The 15,925-nt window shown below is 72.6% G+C and carries 10 protein-coding genes; 9 read left to right on the top strand and 1 reads right to left on the bottom strand.

Features of this window, described 5'->3' with window-relative positions:
* The first annotated feature begins 5 nt into the window (after positions 1–5).
* A complete protein-coding gene (locus NE234_RS22370) occupies positions 6–572 on the top strand; it encodes a hypothetical protein (RefSeq protein ID WP_252782447.1) in 567 nt (188 codons plus the stop codon).
* Positions 572–898, top strand: coding sequence for a hypothetical protein (locus tag NE234_RS22365; RefSeq protein WP_252782446.1), 327 nt, complete (start codon positions 572–574; stop codon positions 896–898). Before NE234_RS22370 ends, NE234_RS22365 begins: the two co-directional genes overlap by 1 nt.
* 36 nt (positions 899–934) lie before the next feature.
* Here the strand turns inward: NE234_RS22365 and NE234_RS22360 are convergent, their stop codons facing one another.
* Positions 935–1,732 carry a metallophosphoesterase family protein gene (locus NE234_RS22360; protein ID WP_252782445.1) on the bottom strand — a complete coding sequence of 266 codons (798 nt, stop codon included), beginning with the start codon at positions 1,730–1,732 and terminating at the stop codon, positions 935–937.
* A gap of 106 nt (positions 1,733–1,838) precedes the next feature.
* On the opposite strand from NE234_RS22360, the gene NE234_RS22355 reads away from it, so the two are divergent.
* The 7 genes from NE234_RS22355 to NE234_RS22325 all read left to right on the top strand — a co-directional run bounded on the left by NE234_RS22355 (position 1,839) and on the right by NE234_RS22325 (position 15,773).
* Positions 1,839–2,282: a hypothetical protein gene (locus NE234_RS22355; protein WP_252782444.1), complete on the top strand. Its 444-nt coding sequence runs from the start codon at positions 1,839–1,841 to the stop codon at positions 2,280–2,282.
* Positions 2,279–2,614: a hypothetical protein gene (locus NE234_RS22350; RefSeq protein WP_252782443.1), complete on the top strand. Its 336-nt coding sequence runs from the start codon at positions 2,279–2,281 to the stop codon at positions 2,612–2,614. The genes NE234_RS22355 and NE234_RS22350 overlap by 4 nt, the downstream gene beginning before the upstream one ends.
* Positions 2,615–2,870: 256 nt before the next feature.
* A complete protein-coding gene (locus tag NE234_RS22345) occupies positions 2,871–3,251 on the top strand; it encodes a YbaB/EbfC family nucleoid-associated protein (protein ID WP_252782442.1) in 381 nt (126 codons plus the stop codon).
* 2 nt (positions 3,252–3,253) lie between these two features.
* The gene (locus tag NE234_RS22340; protein ID WP_252782441.1) at positions 3,254–10,801 is read left to right on the top strand and encodes a WXG100 family type VII secretion target; all 7,548 of its coding nucleotides are present in this window, start codon (positions 3,254–3,256) and stop codon (positions 10,799–10,801) included.
* A 95-nt stretch (positions 10,802–10,896) separates the two neighbouring features.
* On the top strand, positions 10,897–11,901 hold the full coding sequence (locus NE234_RS22335) for a phosphotriesterase family protein (RefSeq protein ID WP_252782440.1): 1,005 nt from the start codon (positions 10,897–10,899) through the stop codon (positions 11,899–11,901).
* A 10-nt stretch (positions 11,902–11,911) separates the two neighbouring features.
* Positions 11,912–14,794 carry an ATP-binding protein gene (locus NE234_RS22330; RefSeq protein WP_252782439.1) on the top strand — a complete coding sequence of 961 codons (2,883 nt, stop codon included), beginning with the start codon at positions 11,912–11,914 and terminating at the stop codon, positions 14,792–14,794.
* A 250-nt stretch (positions 14,795–15,044) separates the two neighbouring features.
* Positions 15,045–15,773, top strand: coding sequence for a thermonuclease family protein (locus tag NE234_RS22325; protein ID WP_252782438.1), 729 nt, complete (start codon positions 15,045–15,047; stop codon positions 15,771–15,773).
* The last annotated feature ends 152 nt before the right edge of the window (positions 15,774–15,925 follow it).

Here is a 15,925-nt window from a genome sequence, read left to right as displayed (position 1 = left end):
GCTCAGTGGGTAAGAAGGGACTCGGCAAGGCGGGCGCGCGAGCGGCGCGTACGATCATCGACAAGGTCGTGGAGAATCCGAAGGCGTTCCGCGAGGCCGAGGAGCTCGGCGGAGACGCGGCCAAGGCGGGAGCGCGCGGCGCCGCCCGGACGTCCGGTAAGCGCAACATTCCGCATGGATTCAAGGACTTCGAGGAGTTCCAGGACTTCGGTACCCGCCTGAACAACGGTCTCCGGGAGAAGTATCCGGACGCTCAGTCGGCGTTTCAGGGGAGTTCCGTCACAGGCCGGGGCCACGACAGTGGCCTTCCGTTCGACCAGGGGCGTACCAGTGACTATGACATCGCCATCTCGGGGGACAGCCTGGCGCAGGCGGCCGAGCGCAACGGGATAGAGTTCCGCTCCGGCGGGCGTAACACTCCGCCGCTGGACGAACGAGAGATCGAGCAGCTCGGTCTGACCGACCTGGTCGACGACCTGAAGACACGCGCCGGGCGCCCGGTGAACCTCATGATCTATCGGAACCTCGAGGAGGCCGTGGCGGCCAAACCGAGCATCAGGGTCTGGTTCTAATGAAGATATTCGATCTCTACGGCATTCGCGCCGACGACGTCGGCGTCCACCTCCAGGACCTGTCGCGGTCACTGCACGTCGAGTGGGAGAAGCGGTTCAGCGACTACATCGGCACGTACTACCGGGCCGTCGCCAACCAGTTCGGGGCGAGCAGCATCGAAGTCCGGCCCAACCGACTGCCGGACGAGAACGGTCTCAAGGAGAAGGGGTTCCCCGAGTACACCTTCCTGCTCTACGTCAACCGGTCCCCGCGTGCCGACGAGATCAGAGCCCGGCTCTCCCTGCTCCCGGAGTGGAGCTTCCTGCGGCGCGACGTCTTCGACTGATGCGACCGCCGCGTCGCCGGCCCGATGCCGCGGCGCTCAGGCGGGGGTCAGGATCACCGCTCGACCGTCGGTGTTCACGACGTGCCCTGCGCCGAGCCGGGAGACCGGCCGGTCCTCCCAGCCGACATGGCCGCAGAGCGTCAGCGGGATCCTGCGGCGCTCGATGAACGACCGGATCTCACCGTTGCCGAGCTGACCGGGGAGGTCGCCGCCGGGGCCCTCGTGCAGCAGCAGGATCGACGGATCCGTGCCGGCGACCGCGTCCAGGGTCTTCATGAAGACGTCCGGGCTCCGCCGGTGCGGCTGACCCGGGTCTCCGATGATCCCGCCGATCCCGCCGATGCGGGTGCCGCCGCGTTCCACCGTGGCGCCGTCCAGCAGGACGGCCGACGGCACCTCCTCCGCCAGGTCCTCGGCCGACACCACGTCATGGTTTCCGGCAATGCCGACAATCCAGGGACATCCCGCCAGCGCGAACGCCAGCCACGCGTCGACGACATCGCCACTGACGCCACGCCGGTCGGCGCCGGGCGCGGAGTAGAGATCACCGCACAGCAGCACGCCGAGCCGGTCGACCGGAGGAATGAGCCCTTCCTCCGCCCAGATCGGCAGGTAGTCCGCGAGCGTGATGGCGAGGAGCTGGGACGCGCCGCCCCAGGGAGACGTCGCCACTCCCTGCAGGTCCGACGCGGCCAGAACCGCGTCGCAGCCGTCGGGCACGGCGGCCACCCGGAGGCGCTGGACGGGGAGCATGGCGCGCTCGGCGCCGTTCGGCCCTGCGCGGAGGTAGGAGATCTCGGCGATCCTCTGCGGAGTGTCGTCGAGGACTAGCACCGGACCACCCTACCGGGGGCCATCCGAATGTCTCGGGCCATGCCCGCGACGCCCCGACTATCCTTTGGTCGGCGCAGATGGTCGTGCTTGTTTGGGAGGTTCACCGATGACCGAGCTCGACCCGTCGGGGCTGAATCGAATCCTCTCCGAGACGCGGCGCATCCTCGAGTCCACGCCGAAGAGAACGGCCGATGGCACCGGAAACCTGCCCACCGCCATGTGCGAGGGTGCCGACGGAAAGCTGAAAGTGACGGCCTCTCTGGTCGGATCACGGCCTCGTCTCACCGATGTGGAGCTCGATCCGCGGATTCTGCGGATGCCGGCGGCGGAGATCGCGCAGACGATCATGGATACGGTCAACGCCTGTCTCACCGAGGTGATGCAGGAGGCCGCCGCTCTTGACGAACTGCCGCTCGTGGACACCAAGGCGGTCGCCGACCAGGTCGGGCAGCTTCAGCAGGAGGCGATGCGCGAGATGCAGGTGCTCTTCTCCGGGATCGGCGAGGCAATGCGGAAGATCGAGCAGATGGCGCGGGAGGCGCAGCGATGAGCGACTCGGATCCTCTGATCGTCGACAGCTCGCACATTCGCCGTAAGGCATCAGATCTTCGACTGACGGCGCGGTCGTTCGACGGCCATCATGCCGCGTTTCAACAGGAGATCGCCTCCCATGGCAATCCGTTCGGCGCGGACGACCTGGGCGCGATTCTGACAGAGTCGCATCAGTACCTCTTCGGATCCGTGACGAACTGCTTCACGAGCAATGCTCAGGCGCTGCACGGCCATGCCGACCGTCTTGAAGAATTGGCCACCACCTACGAGGCGTCCGAGCGGGCGAACGCCGCCCGGGCGATGCGGCCGCCGTCCGGCCCTCCACGCTGACCACCGCGCCGCCTGAAATCATCGTGAACGGTCGGTTCACCGCGGCCGAACACAGCGTGCACGGGCGGGGCCTGTGCAGCGTTCGCGCAGGTCACCCTCCTGTTGAGGGTGAAGGTCCGGGGTGAATCCCGCGCTTGACGAATCCGGTGACCGCGAGACCATCCTCTGGGCAAGGCCATCCGTGGCCCGGAGGTTCCGTACCGGGGGACCTCGGTTCGTGGCGCGGGCGGTCGGTCGTTTTGGAGGTCGGGGGGACATGGCGGCGTTCGACCAGGACGTCATCGCGGACTATCGGGAACGCTTGAAGGAACTGCAGCGGTTGCAGCACGACATCCGTGACCTGACCGCGACCGCGCGGACCCGCGACGGCGGCGTCGCGGTCGAGGTCGGAGCGCACGGCGAACTACGCGACATCCGGTTCGACTCACGGGCGCTGCAGCGGATGAACGCCCAGCAGTTGGGCCGTACGGTCATGACCCTCGTCGCCGAGGCGACGCAGGAGGCGACCGGTCGGGCGAGGGAGATGACCGCGGCGTTCCTGCCGGAGGAACTGGCCGCCCGGCTCCGCGACGGCGAGGACGACCTGATGGCGTTCATGCCGGACGCTCCGCGTTCCCCCGACCTCACCCAGGAGTGAGCGTGACCGCGGGTTACACGGCCACCCCGCACACGTGGATCGCCTCGGGTCACGGCGTCGGCGCGGCGGCGGACTCCCTCGCGCAGGCCGTCGACGTCCTGTGCGGTGCGCTCGGCGCGCTGGGAGACTGCTGGGGCAACGACGACATCGGACGCAATTTCTTCAACGGGGACGACAAGACGGCGGGTTTCCGGGCGTCGCGCGACGCGCTGCTGGCGGAGCTCGCGGACATGGTGAACCTCCTCCGGGCGACGGGCGGCACGCTGATCCTGGCGGGCCACCGGTATCGGCTCGCCGAAGAGGCCGCCACCCTCGGCTCGGAGCTGCCGAAGGGCGCCGACGAGGGCGCGATCGCGGCGAAGCGGCCGTACCGGCTGCCGCCGGTGGCCGGCGGGCTCGTGGAGTCCGATCCGCCGCCGCACGGCCGCGAGCACATCCTGCGCATCCTCCAGACGCTCGTCGCAGGCTGCCAGTGGCCGGACGGCAACATCATCTCCTTGGCGGCGATGCGGGACGCGTTGTACGAGGCGGCGCGATCGGTGGAGGCCGTGGCCGACGAGGTCGGCGGCCACGCCCGCAACGTCAGCGCCAACAACGGCGGGCAGGCGGCCGAGAAGTTCGCCTCGTTCGCGGCGGCACTGCAGGGCGGCGGCGAGCGAGGCGGTCTGCTGTGGCTCGCGGCCGCCTGCAAGCGGCTGGGCGACGCGGTCGACTTCCTGATCCGGCAGAAGAAGGCCGCGCGCGTCCAGTTCGATCGGTCGCTGGAATTCCTCGCGGCGACGTGGGCGATCGCCGGTGCCATCTCGTGGCTCACCGACGGGGCTTCGATCGGAACCGCGACCGCGATCACCGAGGCTCAGGGCTCCCTCCTGGCGGCGTTCCTGCGGACCGTCGCCAAGGTCGTGCTCCAGGGCATGTGGTACGCAGGCGGCCTCGACCTCGTCGGCCAGAAGGCCCGGATCGACGAGGGAGTGCAGGACGGCTTCCACACCGGCGAGTTCCTCAAGGCGCTGGGGGAAGGGGGCGCGGCCGCCGGCGTGATGGGCCTCGCCGGCACGGCGGTCGCCGCGCGCAGCAACGAGCTCACCCGCGCCATGGCCGACCTGATGAGCGCCGCGGGGGTCAAGGGCGCGGCGTCCCGCCTCCTGTTCGCCGGCACGACGGGGACGATGGGCAACGTCGTGGCGCAGCTCGCATTCGAGAACGGCCACGTGGATCTCGCCCAGGCCGCCGGGTTCGGCTTCGGCATGGCCGGTATCGGCGCCGCCGGAGAGGCGGGAAAGCACTTCGCCGACAAGTTCTCATCGCCCGGCCGTCCCGCTGGGGACTCCGGGCCCGGGGGCTCCAGCCCCGGGCAACAGGGCCCGACGATCCCCGACTCCCGAGACCATCACGCCTACTACAAGAACGGCATCGGTTACGACATCGAGGGCCAGGTCGTCGCGCGCGACGGCGTGCCGGTGTCCGGTACGACCGGCGACGACGGCGGGCCCACCGGCCACCCCGGCGGCGCGGGCGCGACCCAGGCCGGGAGCGGCCCGTCCTACGACGGGAGCCGGCCCTACAGCGGTGGTCAGGCGGGCGGTGCGGACCGCGCCGGCGGCGGTGGCACGTCCCACGGGGGCGGCCCGTCCTATGACGGTGGCACCTCCTACGGGGATGGGCGGACCAGGGGGGACGTCGTCGTCCGTGACGCGGGTACGGTCGCGCCGGCCGGTGCCACGGGCCACGTCGACCTCGCCGGCATGGGCGGCCGAGAGGCCGGCACCGGTCTGCCGGCCCGTGTCACCGAGCCCGGCCTTCCGGCCCCCGTGACCGGCGGCGGGCATTCCGTGGAGCCGATCGTCCCCTCTGCGCCCGCGCCGAGCACGGGACCCGTCCTCTTCGTCACGCCGGGGGATGGGGGCGGCACCGGAGAGGTTCCCGGTCCCGTCGGCGAGATCGCCAGGCTCCCGGCCGGTCCCTCCGCCACCCGGCCCGTGCTCCCACCCGCCCCGTCGGCCACGTCGCCGGCGCTGCCGACCGGGCCCTCAGCGACGTCGCCGGTCCTTCCGCCGGGCCCGTCCGCCACGGCACCGGTCCTTCCGCCCGGCCGGTCCGCCACGTCGCCGGTCCTTCCGCCGGGCCCGTCGGCCACGTCGCCGGTCCTTCCGCCGGGCCCGTCGGCCACGTCGCCGGTCCTTCCGCCGGGCCCGTCCGCCACGGCACCGGTTCTTCCGCCCGGCCCGTCGGCCACGTCTTCGTCGCCTGCCCCCGGCCCGTCGGCCACCGCGCCGGCGCCTCGGCCCGGGACGGACGACACGTCGACCGGTGAAGCACCTCGGGGACCTGCCGTCGCGCCACCGACCGGAACGACGACGAAAGCACTCACGGAGCCGGCCGAAAGGACGGCGGCAGAGGCCCACCCGACCACTGAATCCGGCACCGAGGGCGGGGACGGCCGATCCGTACCGCCGTCCGGAGCATCACGCGGCGTGCCGGCAGGGCCGTCGTCCGGCTCCGATCGGGGCGGAGTGTCCCGGATCCAGCGGCTGCTGAACTTCTCTCCCGAGGAAGCGCACCAGCCCGCACCGGAGACGCCGCCGGACCGTGCAGACCACCCGGACGAGACAGGCATCCCCGCGGGTCGCCAGGAGCCGGCCGGAGACCCCGCCGCCGCACCCGCGACGACGCCTGAGACGCCCGCACCTCCGACGGAGACGGGCGGCGACGGGCCCGCCCTGGAGCCGCGGCCCGAGATCCGTCCGCCTCGGTACACCGACTACGGCGCGCTCGGAGACGCGACCGCGGTCCAGGGCGTCAGCCTGCCCGCCGACCCCCGAGAGGTCGCGCGGCGGTGGGCCGAGAACCTCCCCGACTACCTCCCGCCACGGGTTCGCGCCGACATCGAGACACGGGTCCGCGACCATCTGAGCGACCCCGACGTCGACCGGTGGACCGACCTGCTGCAGAACGGCATCGCGTTCGAGTCACGCGGGCACGTCGTGTGGCTCAAGCCGAAGCTCGACACGTTCACGCACGTCGAGACGCCCGGAGGGGCACGGCAGTACGCGGTGTCCTTCGGCGGCACCGGCGCGGGGAGCAGGGAGACCGTACGCGGGCAGCGCGGCACCTCAGGCGGAGTCGTCGAGTTCCTCGACAACTCCGATGGGCTGGAGCGCGTGAGCCTGCCGGGGCCGGGCGTGAGCAAGGTCTCGGGCCGGTCGCACACCTCCACGGCCGAGGTCATGGCCGGTCACAAGGCGGTGGCGTTCAGACACGACTTCTTCACGTCCACCGTGAATTACGAAGTCCACGTGAACGGGAGTGAGGCGGGGATCGGCGCCGTCGTCGACGGCCTCTCCCTGACCGTGCCCTTCCCCGAGCAGTTCCACCGTGAAGGAGCCACCGGCGCCGGTGGGGACCGGCCGCCGATGCCCCGCCACCTGGTGACGTCGGACCGGGCGCCCGGGATCCGCAAGCACGAGGTCCGCGTGAACGCGGTCCAGCCCGACCGGCTGGTGACGGAGTTCCAGCGCCGCGCGTTGCAGGCGGGCATGTCGCCCAAGCAGGTCGCGGAGGTCGTCAACCGCAATCTCACCGGTCACATCGGTCAGCAGATCCTGCTGAACCGCAGCCGTGACCTGCTCAACGGCGAACTGGTCACCCCGGACGCCACCATCACGTCACGCGTCCTCCGCCTCGAACACCTGCCCGACAGTGACACACCGATCCGCGAGGCCGTCCTGCGCGACGACCAGGGCCTGCTGACGACGACGAACGACTCTCGGCAGTTCGGCCACAAGTGGAACGTCATGTTCGGCATGAAGCTCGGCGTCGACAACCCGGCGGCGAAGTTCTTCGCGCGGATCGGCGGCAACTACCAGGGCGGCAAGAACCACGTCCTCTCGTACTCGCACACGACCCTGCCGAAGATCACCCTGGTGCGGAAGGCCGAGATCGCCCGCTACCACGCGATCGTGCGGTTGGAGGTCCAGACCCGATTCGGCGACTTCCCCGTCGACATCCCCATGGAGCTGGCCGTACGCGCGTCCGAAGCTCCCCAGTTCGAGCGGGATCTCCTCGGAGACGTCAAGACGGAGGGGCTCGCCCCTCCGGATTCGGCGGCTCCCGCCCGAGAGCCGGGCTCCGGCGGTCACACCCCCGATCCGAGCTCCGCCACGCACACCTCCGGCTCGGGCTCCGGCGGGCGTACTCCCGAGCAGGGCTCCGCCGCGCACCACCCCGAGCCGGCCCCCGCCGAGCACAACCCCGAACCGGCCCTCGCCGAGCACACCCCCGAACCGGGCCCCGCCGGGCACCACCCCGGGCCGGGCTCCTCTCCTGTCGTGCCGGCGGGTCCGGAGCATTCGCCGCCGGTCGCACCGCACGAGCCGCATCCCGCGGAGCCGGTGCATCTCGCGGCGGGGCGCGGGGCCGGGCTGGGCAAGCTGACCGGCCTGCCGGGATCCGAGCGGGTCGTCACCGAACTCCGCGAGGCGATTGACACGGCGCTGCCGCACCTGTCGGAGCCGGTACGGCGGCAGCTCGCGCGGGACCTCGAGGCGCGATTCGGCCGCTCGGCCATGGAGGGCGTCTCGCTCGCCGACCTGCTGCACGGCCAGTCCCACGAGATCACGATCGGCCGGCACCGGATCGAGATCGCGCACCGGGCCGAACTGGGTGGACGACGGTCCGTCGAAGAGTTCGACATGACGGTGAACGACCGGAAGGTCGCGGGGTCGGGAACGTCCACCGGGCAGAACAGGTCGTCGGGCGGTGGTGTGGAGGTCGCCGGCAACGTCCGGTTCCAGGTGGGGAGGTTCGGAGTCGACGCTCCGAAGGTCTCTCTGCACGGCGGCCGCAGCCGGTCGAAGACCGTGAGCTTCATGGGTGGCACCACGGAGTACCGCCGGACCGAGACCGACGGGCCCGTCACGCAGATCACCAAGGAGCTGCGGCACGAGGTCGGACTGCGGGTGTACGACGGCGGGAAGCGGCTCGCCGACCGGTCGTGGACGATCCACGGAGACGACGTCTCCGCCCAAGCCGTGGTGCCGCGGGAGCACGCCCCGGCGGCCAGGGCGACACCGCAGGAGATCGCGAAGGCCGGCCGGGTCGACCGCGTGGACGCCCTCCCCGAGGACCGGATCGACTTCGCCGGCCAGACCACCGGCGTCTTCCCCGGCTTCGCGGCGGCGCACGATCTGCCGTTCGAGGTCGCGCGGATCGAGGCGGAGGCGAACGGCCGGCCGGCGCCGGCCGATCTCCTGGAGGTCCCCACGGAGATCCTGGAGGCCACCCGGCCGTCGTCGCTGGAGGCGCACCTCGCCGAGTTGACGTCCCGGGACGGGTGGCGCGTCCAGGTGACCCAGCCGGACGGCACCAGGCGGGCCGTGACCCTCCGGGCGAGTTTCGGCCGGCCGGAGCACGCCGTCGCCCGGACCGGCATCGAGATCGAGCACTACCGGGCCGCCAACACCCGGATGAGGGCCGGGACGAGCACGGACATCCGGGCCGAAGGCGAGTTGAAGGCGGGATTCCGTAGCAAGATCAAGACGGCCGGAGCGGAGTACAAGGGCGTCGGCGAGGTCGGCGGGATGGCCGAGGTGGACCGCCGGACGGGCGCGAGCGAGTACACCGGCGCGAGCGACGTCATCCGGGGTACCTACAGCAGCGCCGGGCTGACCCACTCCTTCGGCGGCTCGGACCTGTACCTGTCGGTCACGCCGGACGCGCCGGCCGGGCGGCCCGCGCCGACCGCTCACCTGCGCGTGCACGGCGGCGCGGACTTCATGATGCCGGACCGGATCGCACGCGATCACCACCTGGCCGCGCCGCCCGACGTCCACGTCCACGAGGCCGAGACCGAGGGCGAGCCGGCCGCTCCGGAGCCCGTCACCCCGCAGCCGGTGAGCGAGTCGCGGACGTACCGGCCCGACCTCGCCGTCACCTCCGCGCACGTCGAGCGCTTCGACGGCCGGGACGTGCTGCCGAAGGTCGAGGACGTGCTGGAGACCCGGGGGCTCCTGCCCGAGGGCGACGACGTGGCGCGGGAACTGCTCCGGACGGCGTTCGGCGAGCAGGCCCTGGCCGCGAACATGGCGTCCCTGCGCAGGGGCGTCGTCCAGTGGTATCCGGTCGAGTCGGCCTACGGCTTCACCCGGCACGTCGGCGTCCGCGTCCGCGCGGTGCTGGAGGACGGGACGCACACGGCCGAACGCCCGGACGTCAGTCACATGGCCCGCAATCAGGGGCTCAGCGGATCCGAGGCGGGCGGGGAGCGCGGCTTCGGACACGGCTGGAAGGGGCTCGTACGGGGTGTCGCGGAGGGCATCGGCGGCGGGCACGGTCACGGGAAGGGCGGCACCGGCGGAGGCCAGTTCGGCGGCGGGCGGATCCACCGGTCCGAGAGCGGGCACAGCGACGGAGTCGGCAGGAAGGACATCGACCGGCGGCAGACGCGGGAGGGCTCGCAGGAGTTCACGCACGGTCTCCGGTTCGAGATCGAGGTCGTCGAGTCGAAGGAGCCGCCGTACGGCCTCGAACAGGGCATCGGCGCCGTCCGCCGCGGTGCGGACGCGCTGGCGCGGTTGACCGGCAACGAGGCCGCCGCGCGGTACTTCGACCGTCACCTCTCGGCGGAGACGGAGACCGCCACGGCCCGGGGCAGCGTCCGGCTGGTGGTTCCGCACCACCTCACCACCGTCGCCGGCGAGGGCGCCCACACACCGGGCTGGGAGTCGGTCACCGGGCGGTTCGCGCGGTGGGCGGACCACACGGCGCCCACCGCGGCCAATCGCACTCTCGGCGACATGGTGGGCCGCATCTCCTTCCCGGGCGCCGAGGTCGTGCACCACTACGCGCCGATCGCCGCGCTGCCGCCGGAGCGCCGCGGCCCGATCCCCGCGCAGACCGAACGGCCCACCGGGTTCGAGCTGAGCCGGCCGCAGGGCATGACGCTGTGGCGGCAGACCGACCCGGCGACGCTGATGTCGAAGATCACCTCGCTGCTCGACCACACGTACGAGGTGGCCGGCCTGCGGCCGGGGGAGCACGTCACCGTGGGCATGAACGTCGTCGCGCTGAAGGAGGACGCCCAGGCGCTGCTCAAGCGGCGGGAGTACACCCAGACCGCGACCAACCAGCGGGACGGCGCGTCGACGGCGACGGACTCGAGCATGCGGGGGGCCGGGTCGGCCGGTTCCCCCGGAGGCCACGGCGTGATGGTCTCGCACGGCCGGGGCACGGGGTCGGGCGTCGCGCGGGAGGCGGACGGTTCGCACATCCGTGAGCGCAACATCGAGGTCACCGACGAGAACGTCATGTACTCCGCGGACGTCGTCCTGGTCTTCCACCGGGACGGTGCCCCGGACCTGCTCGTCGACGTCTCGGACGCCCTGCACATCCGGCTCACCGAGGACGACGCCGCCGAACTCGGCCGCCGCCACCCCGGGCTGATCCGCCGCCCCGCGGGCATCGAGAACCCACCGGTGCCCGGGACCGGCGACCTCCTGGCGTCCCCGGGGAACCAGGAGCCGGAGCCGGTGAACCGCCCCGACGCGGGATGATCCGAGACCCCCCGAAGTGATCATTGACGGGGTTCCGGCACCGGGCCTAGATTCTCGTACCGACTGGTCGGTATGCACCGAGGGAGGCTCGTTCCGTGCCCACTGTCGAGACCGTACGCGGTGCCGTCGACGTCTCCGCGCTGGGGCGGACGCTGATGCACGAGCACGTCTTCGTCCTGTCCACCGAGTACGCCCAGAACTACGGTGCCGGGGCGTGGTGGGACGAGGAGGAACGCGTCACCGACGCGGTGGCCAAGCTCCGCGCCATCGTGGCCAAGGGGATCACCACGATCGTCGACCCGACGGTGTGGGGTCTCGGCCGTTACGTCCCGCGCATCCAGCGGATCGCCGAGCAGGTGCCGGACCTGAACATCATCGTCGCGACCGGGCTCTACTCCTACGACGCGCTGCCCTTCCAGTATGAGAACCGGGGGCCGGGGCTGCTGGTCGATGTGCCGGAGCCGATGGTCGAGGACTTCACCCGCGACATCGTCGAGGGCATCGGGGAGACCGGTGTCAAGGCGGCGTTCCTCAAATGCGCGATCGAGGCCAAGGGCCTCACGCCGGGCGTCGAGCGGATCGCCCGCGCCGTCGCGCGCACCCACTGCGAGACGGGCGTGCCGATCACCGTGCACACCTCAGCGCCGGCCCAGACGGGCCGGCAGGCTCTGGCCCTGTTCCGCGAGGAGGGGGTCGACCTGTCCAAGGTGGTCATCGGGCACGCAGGGGACAGCAACGACCTCGACTACCTTATGGAACTGGCCGATACCGGGGCGATCCTCGGGATGGACCGGTTCGGGCTGGACATTTACAACCCCACGCCGGACCGCGTCCGTACGATCGCGGCCCTGTGCGAGCGCGGCTACGCCGACCGCATGGTGCTCAGCCACGACGCGAGCTGCTTCATCGACTGGCTGGGCGGCAACCAGGACCAGATACGGTCCGCCGCGATGCCCAACTGGAACTACGAGCACATCAGCGACGACGTGCTGCCCGCGCTGCGCGAGCTGGGCGTCTCCGAGGCGCAGCTCGACCAGATGCTCGTCGGCAACCCGCGACGCTACTTCACGACGGCTGGCATGGCGGGCGCGGCCCTGTAATCCTTCCGGTGTGGCAGGTGTGACCGGGGGACTCCAGGGGCCGTGGTACCGCATTCAGGCGATCCTGTCGCCCGCGCACGCCGCGTCGGCGGAGTGGGACTTCGTGACCGTGCTGCCGGCCGTGTTGTCCGCGGCGCAGAGCCGGCGGCCGTTCGTCGTGGGCTGGATGTCGCGCGGCGGCGGGGCGCCGCTCCAGCTGATCACCAACGCCGGGCCGCTGCACCTCACGCACGACCGGCAGCAGGGGCTGCTGTTCCCGCACGGCGCCCGCGGCGTACCGATCGGCGACGAGTGGCTCGACGACGCCGCCGCGATGACGTGGACCCGCTGCCCGGCGCGGCTGGCGCCGCCGCTGGCCTCGTCCCGCGCGGACACCGGTCCGAGCCTCTTCGAGTCGACGCTCGTGACGCTCATGGACCGGCCGTTCGGCTGGCTCGTCATCGCCGAGCAGTGCGGTGAGCAGGTGCTCCGCGACCAGGTCACCGACCTGCAGTACGAACTGCAGATGCGCCGCCGGGGCGACGACGAGCTCGCCGTCGAGCGCCTTGAACGCCGCCTCGCCGAGCTCGACGCGTTCCAGGAGGCCGGCCTGTGGAACGTCCGGGTCCTCGCGGGCGCCGAGTCGGCGCAGGCGCTCGAACAGATCGCCCCGGTGCTCGTCGGCTCGGTGGAGCTGAGCCACCACCCGTACCGCCTCCGCTCCGGCGCGCGGCCCGTACGCTTCCACGAGGCCGTGCACGTCGACACCCAGGACCAGGACCTGCGCTCACCGTTCGCCGCGACGGCGGGCGCCCTGTCCGCGCTCGCCGGGCTGCCCCGCCGCGAGGTGCCCGGCCTGCGCGTCCTCGACGCCGGCTACTTCGACGTGACCTCCGAGGTCGGCGCCGAGATGGCGGCCGACGGGCCCGGGGTCGGGCTCGGCGCGATCCTCGACGGCCAGGACCGCCGGGTCGGGACCTTCACGGTGCCGCTGCAGACCCTCAACCGCCACGTCTTCGTCACCGGGTCCACCGGGTCGGGCAAGTCGCAGACCGTCCGGCACCTGCTCGAACAGCTCACCCGCAGCGGCATCCCCTGGCTGGCCATCGAACCGGCCAAGTCCGAGTACGCCGCGATGTCCGGCCGCGTCGGCGCGCCGGTCACCGTCATCAACCCGTCCGACCCCGCTGCGGTGCCCCTCTCGGTGAACCCGCTCGCGCCCGAGCCCGGATACCCGGTGCAGGCGCACATCGACATGGTCCGGGCGCTGTTCCAGGCGGCGTTCGACGCGGAGGAGCCGTTCCCCCAGATCATGTCGCAGGCGCTGCAGCGCGTGTACGAGGCGAACGGCTGGGACGTCGTCACCGGCCGGGGCCGCCCCGGCTCACCGATCGAACCGGCCGTCCCGACCCTGGAGCAGCTGCAGAACGCCGCCCTCGACGTCATCGGCGACGTCGGCTACGGCAAGGAGCTGATGGCCGACGTCCGGGGCTTCGTCGACGTACGGCTCCGGTCGCTGCGCATCGGCTCGGCGGGCCGGTTCTTCCAGGGCGGCCACCCCGCCGACATCGCGGGACTGCTGAGCCGCAACGTCGTCCTCGCCATCGAGGACGTCGCCAACGACGAGGACAAGGCGTTCCTCATGGGCACGCTGATCATCCGGATCGTCGAGCACCTGCGGCTGCAGGCCCGCAGCGGGCGCACGCCGAGCGGCCTCGGCCACGTGATCGTCATCGAGGAGGCGCACCGCCTGCTGCGCAACCGCGGCGAGAACAGCGCCGGAGCCCACGCCGTCGAGCTGTTCGCCGGAATGCTCGCCGAGATCCGCGCGTACGGCGAGGGCATCGTCGTCGCCGAGCAGATCCCCACCAAGCTCGTCCCCGACGTCGTCAAGAACACCGCGCTCAAGGTCGTCCACCGGCTGCCCGCCCACGACGACCGCCGCCTCGTCGGCGCCGCCATGAACCTCGACGACCACCAGTCCCGCGAGGTCGTGTCCCTGCCGCCGGGCGTGGCCGCCGCCTTCGCCGACGGCATGGACCGGCCCGTACGGATCCGCGTGCCGCTCGGGCAGGACCGCGAACGCGTGCTGCCCGGTCCCGTCCCGCCGGTCGCGGGCCGCCGGTCGGCCGCCTGCGGGGAAGAGTGCCGCGACGGCCGGGCGTGCTCGCTGTACGAGCTGCGGGAGGCCGACCTGCTCGCGTCGGACGCCGCGTGGGCGTGGCTCCGGGTGTGGGCGGACGCGCTCGTCCTGGCCCACGTGGCCGACCGCCCGGTGCCGGCCGTACCGGCCGACCTCCGCCTCGAATGGGCGGCGCAGCCCGCACGCCTGCGCGAGTGCGCGCTCGCGACCGTCCTCGACCGCGCCGTCGGCCGTCGCTCGGAGGCGCTCCGCACCGCGTACGCGCCGGAACGGCTCACCGCCACCGTCGCGGGCGTCGCCGACCGGCTGCTCGGCGGGGAGACGGGCCTGGCGGGCGTCCGGCCCGGCGCCGAGTGGGTGATCCCGCAGCTGCGCTGGCTGCACGAGATGGACCGGCTGTTCCCGGCCGGGCAGGGCGTGCCGGACAAGTACGCCCCCGCGCCGCCGCTGGACTACGAGCTGCCGGGGCTCCGGGAGCCCGCGGAGCCGCTGTTCGGCCACCGGGTCCGCGCGCTGCGCCGGCACCCCCTCTCGATGGCCCTGGACGCGAACCGGCCGATCGCCCGGACGGCGATCCTCGGCGGCGACGAGTACGCCGAGTTCGACCGCGACCTCGCGGTCGTCGCGATCGGCGTCGACGCCGGCGAACGCCTCCGGCACGTCGCGGACACGATGCGGGCGGCCTGGCTGCCCCACGTCCTGTCCTGGCCGGAGCGCCTCATCGCGCGCCTCGCCGACCCCGACGCGGCCCCGCCCTTCTCCACCCCCTGACACCGCCCGTACGAGACCTTCGGGGCAAGCGCCCCCGGCTGAGAGCCGTGAATCGGGGCGAAGGGGGCGTTCCATCGGCCTTCGCCGCGCCCCGCGCGCGCCGACCTCTGCGAACTCCGCCGCGCCCCGCGCTCGCCGACCTCTGCGCTCTCCGGCGCGCCCCGCGCCCTCCGCCGGGATCTTCCGACTCCAGCGCCCCTGCCTGCGTCCCCGTCGGCGACTGTCGGTGCCGTGCCGGATACTGCCGGTCATGTGGAGATGGGCTCTCGTCGGTGCGGGACTGCTCGCGGCGGTCTGCGCCGTCCACGCGGCCGGTGGGCCGGCGATCCCCTGGAACGACCGACGGCCGCCGGAGGCCGCCGCCGAGAGGGGCGGAGGCGAGAAGGCCGGAGCCAAGGCCGTCGGAGCCGAGGCGGCCGGTGACGAGGCGATCGGAGGCGGCGGCAACGGGGACGGGGGCCGCGGGGCCCGAGGCGTCGGGAACGGGGACGGAGTCGGCATGGGCGGTGGACGCGGAGGCCACGTGGGTGGCGGGAACGGGGACGAGGGCGGCGGGGGCGGGCCGGGGCCGCCACACGACGCGCGGAGCGCGCGCGTCGTGCGTGTCGTCGACGGGGACACGCTGCTCCTGCGGATCGACGGCCGGAGCCGGCGGGTCCGGCTCATCGGGGTGGACGCGCCGGAGACCTGGGCCCGCCATGACTGTTTCGGCGCCGAGGCGACCCGTGCCCTCCGCCGGCTGACCCCGGCCGGCGCCGAGGTGCGCGTTGCGGGCGACCGAGCCCCCGACGACCGGTTCGGCCGCCTGCTCCTCCACCTGTGGACGAGCAGGGGCGGTCTCGTCGCCGCGAGCCTCGTACGGAACGGCTTCGCCCGCGCGCTGGTCGTTCCGCCCGACACCCGCTACGCCGCCGTGCTCGGCGCCGCGGAGGCCGCCGCGCGCCGCGCGGGCGTGGGACTCTGGGGAGCCTGCCACTGATCGCGGGGGCGCGCCGGGCGGGCGTGGGACTGTGGGGAGCCTGCCGCTGATTTGGGGGAACACCGCGTGGCCACGGGCTTGTGCACAGCCTGTGGATAACCCTGGGACTTCCGCCCCGCTCCCGGTCGGCGATCTTCGATGGGAGGCGGTGG

Source organism: Actinoallomurus rhizosphaericola (assembly GCF_024055675.1).
GTDB lineage: Bacteria > Actinomycetota > Actinomycetes > Streptosporangiales > Streptosporangiaceae > Actinoallomurus > Actinoallomurus soli.
Note: the sequence above shows the minus strand (reverse complement) of the source record. Positions and strands in the feature narration are given on the sequence as shown.

Coding starts and splice junctions, on each gene's coding strand:
- NE234_RS22325 (WP_252782438.1), top strand. CDS start 15,045: ATGTGGAGATGGGCTCTCGTCGGTGCGGGACTGCTCGCGGCGGTCTGC.
- NE234_RS22345 (WP_252782442.1), top strand. CDS start 2,871: ATGGCGGCGTTCGACCAGGACGTCATCGCGGACTATCGGGAACGCTTG.
- NE234_RS22350 (WP_252782443.1), top strand. CDS start 2,279: ATGAGCGACTCGGATCCTCTGATCGTCGACAGCTCGCACATTCGCCGT.
- NE234_RS22355 (WP_252782444.1), top strand. CDS start 1,839: ATGACCGAGCTCGACCCGTCGGGGCTGAATCGAATCCTCTCCGAGACG.
- NE234_RS22365 (WP_252782446.1), top strand. CDS start 572: ATGAAGATATTCGATCTCTACGGCATTCGCGCCGACGACGTCGGCGTC.